This is a genomic window from Streptomyces sp. AcH 505 (assembly GCF_000818175.1).
GTDB lineage: Bacteria > Actinomycetota > Actinomycetes > Streptomycetales > Streptomycetaceae > Streptomyces.
Map to the genome: position 1 here is coordinate 2,073,138 of NZ_JTIY01000001.1, position 9,990 is coordinate 2,083,127.

9 protein-coding genes are annotated in these 9,990 nt (G+C 70.3%); 3 read left to right on the forward strand and 6 right to left on the reverse strand.

The window, feature by feature from the left end; genetic code table 11:
• Both HY68_RS43630 and HY68_RS40520 read left to right on the forward strand, forming a co-directional pair.
• Window positions 1-681: IPT/TIG domain-containing protein (locus HY68_RS43630; protein ID WP_241778514.1), on the forward strand; the 681-nt coding region annotated here is incomplete at its 5' end.
• A 247-nt stretch (window positions 682-928) separates the two neighbouring features.
• Window positions 929-1,447, forward strand: a complete 519-nt coding sequence (locus HY68_RS40520; protein ID WP_241778515.1) for an Ig-like domain-containing protein — start codon at window positions 929-931, stop codon at window positions 1,445-1,447.
• Between the two features lie 133 nt (window positions 1,448-1,580).
• On the opposite strand, the gene HY68_RS39545 is transcribed toward HY68_RS40520, so the two are convergent.
• Window positions 1,581-4,331 carry a tetratricopeptide repeat protein gene (locus HY68_RS39545; protein WP_052457052.1) on the reverse strand — a complete coding sequence of 917 codons (2,751 nt, stop codon included), beginning with the start codon at window positions 4,329-4,331 and terminating at the stop codon, window positions 1,581-1,583.
• Between the two features lie 556 nt (window positions 4,332-4,887).
• Between HY68_RS39545 and HY68_RS09615 the strand changes: the two genes are divergently transcribed.
• The gene (locus HY68_RS09615) at window positions 4,888-6,045 is read left to right on the forward strand and encodes a metallophosphoesterase (RefSeq protein ID WP_241778755.1); all 1,158 of its coding nucleotides are present in this window, start codon (window positions 4,888-4,890) and stop codon (window positions 6,043-6,045) included.
• Window positions 6,046-6,072: 27 nt separating this feature from the next.
• Here the strand turns inward: HY68_RS09615 and HY68_RS09620 are convergent, their stop codons facing one another.
• From HY68_RS09620 to HY68_RS09640, 5 genes are all read right to left on the reverse strand, one after another.
• Entirely contained in the window at window positions 6,073-6,303 is a 231-nt protein-coding gene (locus HY68_RS09620) for a hypothetical protein (protein ID WP_041986947.1), read from the reverse strand.
• A 153-nt stretch (window positions 6,304-6,456) separates the two neighbouring features.
• Complete coding sequence (locus HY68_RS09625) at window positions 6,457-6,990, reverse strand: EF-hand domain-containing protein (protein WP_041986950.1); 534 nt, start codon at window positions 6,988-6,990, stop codon at window positions 6,457-6,459.
• Between the two features lie 118 nt (window positions 6,991-7,108).
• On the reverse strand, window positions 7,109-8,542 hold the full coding sequence (locus HY68_RS09630) for an oxygenase MpaB family protein (RefSeq protein ID WP_041995533.1): 1,434 nt from the start codon (window positions 8,540-8,542) through the stop codon (window positions 7,109-7,111).
• 77 nt (window positions 8,543-8,619) lie between these two features.
• Window positions 8,620-9,354 (reverse strand): polyprenyl diphosphate synthase, encoded by a 735-nt coding sequence (gene uppS, locus HY68_RS09635; RefSeq protein ID WP_277816755.1) that lies wholly within the window; start codon window positions 9,352-9,354, stop codon window positions 8,620-8,622.
• A gap of 130 nt (window positions 9,355-9,484) precedes the next feature.
• Complete coding sequence (locus HY68_RS09640) at window positions 9,485-9,928, reverse strand: hypothetical protein (protein ID WP_041986957.1); 444 nt, start codon at window positions 9,926-9,928, stop codon at window positions 9,485-9,487.
• Window positions 9,929-9,990: the final 62 nt, after the last annotated feature.

The following is a 9,990-nucleotide window of genomic DNA, read 5'->3' on the forward strand; positions in this document are numbered from 1 at the left end:
CCGGCCTGTCCGGAGCCACGGCGGTGGGCCTTCGGCGGCAACGCCGCCACCACGTTCACCGTCAACTCCGCGACCCAGATCACCGCCGTGGCACCCGCCGGAACAGGAGCGGTGCCCGTCACCGCCACCACCGTCGGCGGCACCACCGGCCCCGTCTATTTCTTCTACCTGAACGCGCCCTCCCTCATCGCCGTCTCCCCCAACCAGGGTCCGGCGTCGGGCGGTACAACGGTCACCCTCACCGGCACCGGCCTGTCCGGAGCCACGGCGGTGGCCTTCGGCGGCAACGCCGCCACCACGTTCACCGTCAACTCCGCGACGCAGATCACCGCCGTGGCACCCGCCGGAACAGGAGCGGTGCCCGTCACCGCCACCGGGCCGGGCGGGACCAGCAACACCGTGGTCTACACCTACGTGGCGGCCCCGGTGCTCACCGCCCTCTCGCCGGCTCTGGGGCCGACGGACGCGGGGGCCGGCATCACCCTCACTGGCATCGCGATGACCACCACGACCACCGTCTCCTTCGGTGCCGTACCCGCCGCGTTCACCGTGTTGTCCGACACCACCATCGTCGCCCAAGCGCCCGCGGGACCGGCGGGGCCTGTCTCCGTCAACGTCACCACGGCCGGCGGCGTCAGCAACTCCCGCACGTACACGCGCGTTTCACCACCCGGGATCTAGGCCCTGTCCGGTCGAGGGGTGCGGCGGCCTGCCTGGCGCCGCATGGGGGGTGTGGGCGCCTGCCCGGCGTGATGCCGGGCAGGCGCCCACCCGTGTGATGCCCAGGTCCCGCCCATCCGGGGGAACCTCCGTGATCAGATCCGCCGATCGCCCATTTTTGTTATGTAATGGCAGGATTAGCGCCTTACTGTGTCGCTACTGCAGTACCGCGTCGACCTCGGCACGTGACCGAACAGGGAGTCGAACAGTGACACGTTGGAACGATCGGGCAGCCTGGAACCTGGTCCCCCTCGCCGCCTTGACAGCGGTAGTGGCCTTCTCCTCGCCAGCAGCGGCGGCGGAGGCGTCGACGACCACGGCCCAGGCGTCACCATCGGCCGCGACGATCGGCCAACCGGTGAATCTGACCGCGATGGTGGCCTGCCCGGATGATCCCAGCGGCGGCCTGGGCATGACGTTTTTCGACGGCGGCGACATTCTGGCCACCGTCCCCGTCACCGCCGCCGGGGCCGCGGCGTACACGGCCAACCTGTCCACCGTAGGCACGCACACGATCACCGCCGCCTACAACGGCAACGACAACTGCAGCGCCTCGAACGCCGAAACGACAGTGCTGATCTCAGCGGCGCCGACGCCTCCCACAACCCCGACCGGTTTCTGCCTCCTCGCCTGCGGCGGCCTGATCAAGTTCAACGTCGGCGACATCCACAACGAGGTCAACATCTACCGCGGGAGTCGGGCGCCCTTGGTGCGCCACCACGGCTAGCCCGATCGCCGCGAGCACGAGCGCCGCCGCACCGCCATGACGGGCAGCGCCGCGGAGTCTGCGTGAAGAAGCGGAGCGGTGAGCACAGACCCACGGCGGTGGGGCCCTTCGGCGTTCGTGATCACAGCGTGCCTCAGGTGGGGTCACGATCGACGCCGAAGAGGGCGCGCCAGACTGGGTCAGCGACGAGGCAGAGGTTTTTGGGGGCGCCTCCGGCGATGGTTTCGATGGCTTCAGCGACGTCGAACTGCTCGCCGGGACCCGGCGGGGGCGTCTCGTCGCAGATCAACGGTTTTTTGGGCTTGCCCAGGTGGGACAGGGTCGAGCGGGCCGCCCGTGTGCGTTCGATGTCGCCGACCGCGGTACAGGCGGCCACGGCTCGTTCCAGTACCGGGCGGGCGCCCGCGCGATCACCTGTGTGTGCGAGGAAGCTGCCGAGTTGGTGCAGAGCCTGGGCGGTGAGTGCCTGGTCTGTGCCCGCTTCGGCGAGTGCGAGTCCTTCCCGGGTCCATCGGACGGCATCCGAGCCGTGGCACACCATGCACCGCGCCCCGTAGGCAGCGCCGAGCTTGATGGAGGCGACCGCTACTTTCGCCTGCGAGCCCGTTGTCCGGAAGTCGCGGACTGCGCAGGCCAGGAGAGTCAGCGCGGCTATTGGTGTGCGGCCGTCGTACAGCAGGGTCTGTGCATGGCTCAGCGCCACCATGGCGCTGCCGTGCACGTCGGCCGTTTCGTGGACCAGGTGTGCGGCTCGGACCGTAGCCGAGACGGCGTCCTGGGGGGCGCCGCTCGCGCGGTGGGTATCCGCGAGAGCGACCAGTGCCATGGCTTCGCCCCGCCGGTCGCCGCAGCTCCGCGAGAGTTCCACGTCCAGGCGGTGGACATGTTCGGCGCTGGCCCAGTCACCGCGCCGAGCGTGGACCAGGCCGAGGTTGTGGAGCGCCGAGCTGAGCGCACCCGGACGACCGGCGTTCCCTGCCACGCCCACGGCTTCGGTCAGCCGTTCAACTCCCTCGTCCAGACGGCCGGTCAGGCGGCAGGCGTTGCCGACGAAGGAAAGCGCGGCCGCCAGATCAGCCGGCGTCAGATGTCTCGCTGCTTCCACCGCGTGCGTGCCGCACTGATAGGCGTCGGCGCCGTACCAGCCCTCCTCCAGATAGTGGTGAAGGTTGGAAGTGACGGTGAGAGCCGACCGCCAGCGGCCGGCTTGCCGGGCGGCGGCGACCAGGGCGACGAGATTGGCCCGTTCGGCATCGAGCCAGGCCAGCGCCTGTGTGGCGCTGCCGAATTCATGAGCAGCCGGAACTGGGATCGCTGTGCTGCCCAGACAGTTGCGTGCGGCTGCGGTCAACTCCGTGAAACGTACGTCGAGTCTCCCCGCCGCAGCGGCGACCTCGGGTGGGTGCCGGTCGGCCTGCTCGGCCCCGTAGAGCCGTACCAGGTCGTGCAGAGACCACCGTTCGGCATCTTCAGGCGACAGCACGGCGTTCGCACCCGCGTTACTCAAGTCGGCACGGGTGAGCAGATGATGGCGCGCCAGGCCGGCGAGATGACGGCGGGCATCAGGCCGGGGGAGGTCAAGAACGGCGGCAGCACTGGCCGTTGAGACGTCCGGGCCCGGGGTGGTGGCGAGCAGACGCAGGGCGCGGGCCGACTCCGCCGTCAGGTGCCGGTAGGACAGGTCGAGGCTGGCCCGGACCGCCAGCGGCCGGCCCTCGGCGTCTTCCTCGTCGAGTTCCAGCGCGTCCAGTCGGCTGCGGACCTCGCGCAAGTCTGCGGCGTGAGCCGCCAACGGCCGCTCGGAGTCCGCCCGCAGCAGCGCGGCCGTGATGCGCAACGCGAGCGGCAGTCGGCCGCACAGCTCGGCCAGGTCCAGAGCTCCGACCGGGTCGGCGGCGCAGCGTACGTCGTCGGTCTCCCCGGCCCGCAGCGCCGTGTTCAGTACGGCCACCGCCTCGTCCGGTGGCAGCGGTGCGAGGCTCACGCGGTGGGCGGGCAGCGACGACAACGCCTGCCGTGAGGTGACCAGGGCCCGGTGCGGGGACCTGGGCAGCAGCGCGCCGACCTGGCCCAGATCACGGACGTTGTCCAGCACCACCAACAGTGAGGTTCCCTCAACTGCCAAGGAATGCAACAGGCGTTGCCAGGCATCCACCGAGCCGTCGTCCGTGCCGGGTAACTGTCGCGCCGGTATGCCCATGGCTCGCAGCAGCCTGTCCGCGACAGCGCCCGCGCCCACGGGGTCCTGCGCGCTGTACCCGCGCAGGTCCGCGAAGACGGCCCCTCCCGGAAACCACCCGCGCCCGTGTGCCTGATGGGCCGCGTGCAGGGCGAGTGCGGTCTTGCCGATCCCGCCCATCCCCGCCACCGCCGAGACGACAACCGCGGTCGCGGTCGCGGTCGCGGAACCGTCGGCTTCCGGGTCCAAACAGCGCAGAACTTCGTCGAGTTCGGCGGTGCGGCCCGCGAAGTCGTCGGGCGGTGGCGGCAGGGTTACCGGCCCGGACACCGGCCGTACTTCTCGTTCGCGGGCTCGCGGCCGGCCACCAGGCCGTTCCGCCGCCCGCTCCTTACGTGCGGCACGCACCATGCTCAGCCATAGCGCCCTGTCGGCGTGGACGCGCACGGGGACGCCGGAACGCCCGCTCTCCGGGAGCGCGGCCCGCTGATGAAGGTAGGCGACCAGGTCCAGGAGGAAGCGTTCGCTCGCCTTCGCAGGCACCGAGACACCGCCCAGCCACTCACTGAGGCTCGAACTCCCCAGCACCGGGGCTGTCGTTGACCGGCCGCCCCCCAGACGCTGCATCGCATCCAGCGTCGGTTCACCGGCAGCCTCGTACGCCTTCCTCAGCTCGGCGAAGAACCGCTCGATCTCACGTCCCACCCCTGTACCGCCCTCCGGCCTGTGCTCCGGTCCCGGCTCGGTTCTGCCCCGGGACCGGATCCGGATCCGGATTCCTCCGGAATACCCGCCGCGCCCGTCCTGGCCAGGCTAGCGACGGCCCTGCTCCTGGACGGCCGGTCGCCGGAAACCCTCCGGATGCTGCTCCATCGGCATCCCAACCGGCACCAAGGAGATGGAGAACGTCATGGACGTCACACCCACAACGCCACAGGAGCGGCAAGTCCCCTCAACCGCTGGCGCACTGTGGAGCCGCACTTCCCGGCATTTCGCCCTCGCGCTGGCCACCGGCGCGGCCAACGCCCTGGTCAGTGCCGTACTACGCCTGCTCCACTCGCTCATGAGCTGAGGGCGGCAGACGCCCGCCGGGTTCGGTCACGGAGCCGGACGATTCCACGGGGCCACCCGGGGGCGGATGATGGGGACTGACGCGGGGACGGCGGATGTGAGGGGCGAGGCAGTGGCAGACAGCGAATCCACCCGGGTGGAGACGGACGTTCGGCCGGACGAGGGCGGCAGTCCGCGTCCTCGGCGGTCTGTGCGGCGGCGGCTGGGCGGGGTCGTTGTCTTTCTCGTCCTCGGGCTGTTGTTCTTCGTGCCCTGGTGGACGCTGTTCGCCTCCGGGGTCGACTGGCCGTTCCCGGTCTTCCTGGCCGGCACGGTCGTCTTCGCCGCATGGCTGGTCTCCTTCCCGTTCCTCATGGTCGCGGGCCATGGAGGCCGGAGGGCCGACCGGGCGGCTCGCTTCGCGGACAGCACCCTCGGGATGGTCTGGGTGCTGTTCACCTGGTCGCTGCTGGGCGGGCTGGTGCATCTCGTGCTGATCGGGCTCGGTGTCGGCGGAGACGGCGGACCCGACCGGGCCAGGATCGTCGCCGTGGCCGTCGCTGTGGTCTCCGCCGGGCTGCTGGCCTGGGGGCATTACGAAGCCATGCGCGTCCCCCGGGTGAAGCGGCTGGACGTCCACGTGCCCCGGCTCGGCGGCGGTCTGGACGGGACTCAGGTCGTCGTGCTCGCCGACACCCACTACGGGCCGATCGACCGGGCCCGCTGGTCGCAGCGCGTCACCGAGGCCGTCAACGCGCTCGACGCGGACGTCGTGGTCCACGCCGGCGACATCGCCGACGGCACTCCCGTACAGCGCCGGGAGCAGTCCGCGCCGCTCGGGACCATCCGGTCGCGGCTGGCGAAGGTCTACGTCACGGGCAACCACGAGTACTTCGGCGAGGCCCAAGGCTGGCTGGACCGCATGGCCGAACTGGGCTGGGAACCGCTCCACAACCGCCATGTCGTCGTGGAGCGCGGCGGCGACTCCCTGGTCCTCGCGGGCGTGGACGACGTGACGGCGGAGTCCTCCGGCCTCGCCGGGCACCGCGCGAACCTGGCCGGCGCGCTGGCGGAGGCAGACCCGGACCTCCCGGTCCTGCTCGTCGCCCACCAGCCGAAGTACGTCGCCCAGGCCGCCGCCGGCGGCATCGACCTCCAGGTCTCCGGACACACCCACGGCGGCCAGATCTGGCCGTTCAACTTCCTCGTCCGGATCGACCAGCCGGTGGTCCACGGCCTGAGCCGACACGGCGAGCGGACCCAGCTCTACACCAGCCGCGGCACCGGCTTCTGGGGCCCGCCCTTCCGGGTCTTCGCCCCGAGCGAGATCACCCTGCTGACGCTGCGATCGGGCCCCGCCGCCGGCTGATCGGTGCGACGGTCTTGTAGGCGTCGATCAGCAGGGTTGGACGGCGTAGGACTCCGGTGTGCATTCGGGGTCGAGGTTCCCTTTGGTGTCGGCGTCGTGCACGATCCACCAGATGAGAGCCAAGAACAGCAGGAGAACGACCCCGGCGCGCCGTCTGTTGTTGAGTCGCCTTCGGTAGAGGCAGGTCGTGCAGAGCGGTTCCAGTTCACGCTGCGGGCTCGTCGCCTTCTGAGCCTCGCGCAGTTCGGCCGAGGTCAACTGTCGCTCGCAGCGTGTGCAACCGCGTTGTCTTACGTCTGACATCCGCCCCCCTGAAAGGGGGCTGAGCATACAGCGGGTTGGTGCGTGCGCCGAGCCGCCTCGGTCCCGCGTCGCTGGTTCGCGGCGCGGGACCGGGGTTTCTTCGGACGGTCAGGCCGCCGTTTTTGTGATCAGGTGGTCTGCCGGGATGCCGGCCTTGTCCGGGGCGTAGTAGTCCCTGATTGCCTCGTCCCACGTCTGGACCGCGACGCGGTCGTCGGGGGTTGGGTCGAATGCGTCGAAGAGGGCGTCGATGTTGGGGCGTTGGAAGCCGATCGCCGTCATCAGGTCGATGAACAGGGGGCGTTCGACGAAGCCGGTGCCGTCCGGGTCTCCCAGGGTGGAGAGGGCCTTGGCGAATTGCGCGATCGTCGGCTCGAACCGCTCCGGGGACAGGACGCAGGCGGTGAATTCCTCGAAGCTGATCTCGCCGTCCCCGTTGGCGTCCAGTTCGGTGAGCAGGGTCGTCCAGTAGCGGGCGAAGGCCGCGCGGATCGCTTCCTTGGCCCGTCCGTCGGAGCGGGGTGCCGCGGCGATGACGTTGTCGGTCATCAGTGTGAAGTCCTCTGCGTCGAGAACTCCGTTCCCGTTCGCGTCGAACAGTGAAAAGATCAGTGCGACCCGCTGGATGGCCTCTGTGCGCATGATTCCGACCCCTTTTCCGCGCCGGGTCCCCGGCGCCCGTAATGGCTGTCCACCTGGCCGGCGGGCATTCCGGCACGCGTCGCTGTTCCCCTGAAAGGGGGAATCCGCCGCGACGTGTTCACGCGCCCGCGAGCAGTGGGTCGAATGCCGTCGAGGAGCGGCGGCCGGACATGAAGGAGAGGAAGTCCTGCACGAACTCGCTGCGGGAGTAGCGGGCTTCGGCGCCGGGCAGTGTGCGGCGGAAGGCGGTACGGAACAGCGCGCGGTACTCCTCCGCGTCGATGAAGTCGTTGCCGTCCGCGTCTGTTACGTCGAAGAGCACCTCGGCGACCCTGATCAGCGCGGGGCCCGCCAGGGACGGGACGGCGGCGGCGTACTCGTCCTTGCTGACGCGGCCGTCGCCGTCGATGTCCAGGGCCGCCTGGAGCTCTCGCCACCATGCCGCGTACGCGTTGTAGAGCTTGGTCTCCTCCGGTTCGTCCAGATCGAGGCGGGAGGCCAACTCGCGGGCCATGGCGGCGAGGTCGGGCCAGTCGAGATAGCCGTCCCCCGTCTGGTCCAGCACCGCGGTGAAGAAGTCCCCCGCGCTGCGCAGGGGCGTTGTTCCCTCGGCGGGCTCGCGTTGCGCGGGAAAGGGCGTGACCAGCCGGAACAGTGCGCCTGCCCGCTTCATCCGGCCGCGCAGCGCGGTCAGCGTCGCGGCGTGGGAGTCGCCGTCCGGGGACGGATCCGGGGTCAGGTAGAGCAAGTTGGTGAGGCTCTCGGTCTTGAGCCAGTTGTCGGGCAGGAAGCGCGCCAGGCCTGCCGTCAGGTAGATGCTCTGCATCAGGGTCTGGGCGCCGGGGACTTCGGGCAGGCCCGCCCGGCGGCGGAAGGGCTCCGGGAGGGACGCGACGGTGATCGTGCCGATCACCGGTCCGGCGAGCGCCCGGCTCGCGGCCCATACGGTCGGCAGGCCGTCCAGCAGGGGCGGCGCCGGGAGATGGTCGAAGAGCCGGTAGAGGATGATGCGCAGCGCCTCCGTGTTCTCCAACTCCTCCTCCACCATGCGGTCGTAGTACACCCAGAACTCGGGCACCGTGGGCGGCAGATGGCCCGCGTCGCTGCCCAAGGCCGCCAGGAACGCGCGGAATTCGGCGTAGAGCTGCTCCATGGTGTCCTGGTCGAGCGGCTGTCCGCTCAGCCGGCACATGGTGACGGAGCTTTCGAAGAGCGTCGCGACGACCCAGGCGCGCACCTCGGGGTCCATCGCGTCGTACGGCCGGTTCTGCACGTCGGCGCCACTCAGCCGGGCGTGCAGCCGGTTGAGCCGGGCCGCTTCCCTTTCCCTGACCGCGTCGTCGGTCCCGAACATGCGCTGCAGACTGACGAGCGTGTTACGCAGCCGGCGCCACGGGTGGGCGACGAACGTCGAGTTGTCGAGCAGCGCCGCACCGATCTGCGGGTGGGCCGCCTCCAGCACCGTGGCTCTGAGCATCGCGAGCGCCCAGCGCGGGTCGTTGAAGAACCGGTGGAACTGGGAGTCCGCGCCGAAGAGCGAGCCGATCTCCACCGCCGGAGTCGCGGGCGGGGGCGGGGGGCCGGGGGTCGCGTCGGGGTGGGGGTTCGCCTTGGGCTTGGTCTTCTTCGTCACGGGTGGTGTTCTCCGATCACTTGCGGCGGCACGCCGCCGAAGCGGCGGTTGCGTTGCTGATAGGTGTGCAGGCACTCCAGGAAGTGCGGCCCGCGGAAGTCGGGCCAGAGCACCGGCGGGAAGATCCACTCGGCGTAAGCCACCTGCCAGAGCATGAAGTTGGAGATCCGCTGTTCACCCGAGGTCCGGATGACGAGATCGACGTCCGGGGTGTCGGGGAAGGGCAGATGAGCCGCGAAGTGCCGCTCGTCCACGGCGTCGGCCCGCACCCCGCTCCGGATGAGGGATCTGGCCGCCTCGACGATGTCCCCGCGCCCGCCGTGATCGAATGCCACCGTCAGCGTCATGCCACGATTTCCGCTGGTCAGCGTCATCAGATCGGCGAAGTCCTGGGCCAGCGGCGCGGGGATCCTCGGGTCGGCCACACCGAGGAACCGGCAGCGGATGCCGCGCGCGTGCAGCAGCGTGGCGTGTTTGCGTACGACGCGGCGTACGAGCCGCATGAGGAAGTCGACCTCGTCGGTGGGCCGTCGCCAGTTCTCGGTGGAGAACGCGTACAGGCTCAGCCACCGCACCCCCGCCGTGCGCGCCGCCTCGATGACGTCGATCACCGTGGTCTCGGCCGCCCGGTGACCTGACGTACGCGGCTGGGACCGCAGCGCCGCCCACCGGCCGTTCCCGTCCATCACGCACGCGACGTGGTGCGGGACACTTCTCCGTTCTCCGGCCACACGTGCTCCCCCGGCTGTCACCGCACTCGGATCGACATGCAGCAGCGTGCCGGTAGCCGCAGGCGAACACACCGTGATCCCGGCATATTCATCCGCCGCACACCTGTCCGAATCACAGCTGGGGGGTGCCTCAGTCGGCCGTCAACGCCCGCTCCCAGGGCGCCAGTTCGTCCTCCGACGGGAGCTTCCGCGTGGCGGTGTAGCGCTTCATCCCCACGGACACCTTCAGCACCTGGACCGGGATGAGCAGCAGGGAGCGTCTGGTCCTGAGGGTCGCCTCGGTCACCCCGGTCGCCCCCGCGGAGAAGATCCCTTGGAGCACCTTGCCCGCGTGGTCGTCGATGACGTCGTCGAAGATCCAGTCGTCGAGCAGCAGCCGCACCTTGCGTGCGTCCGGCGACTTGCCGGTGAACGCCACATACACGTCGGAGTCGGCCAGCTTGCCCGCCCAGTCGGCGAACCACCGGCCGCGCCCCACGGGCCGCTGGTTGAACGCGGCGCGCACGCCCAGGGAGCGCAGGGCCGTCTCCGCCTGCGCCACGGCGGGCGACTTGTTCATCCGTTGCGAGGCCATACCTCCACCGTACGGCGATGTCAGCCGCCGCGGTCAGCCGCTGCCCGCCCCGCCCCGCGCCG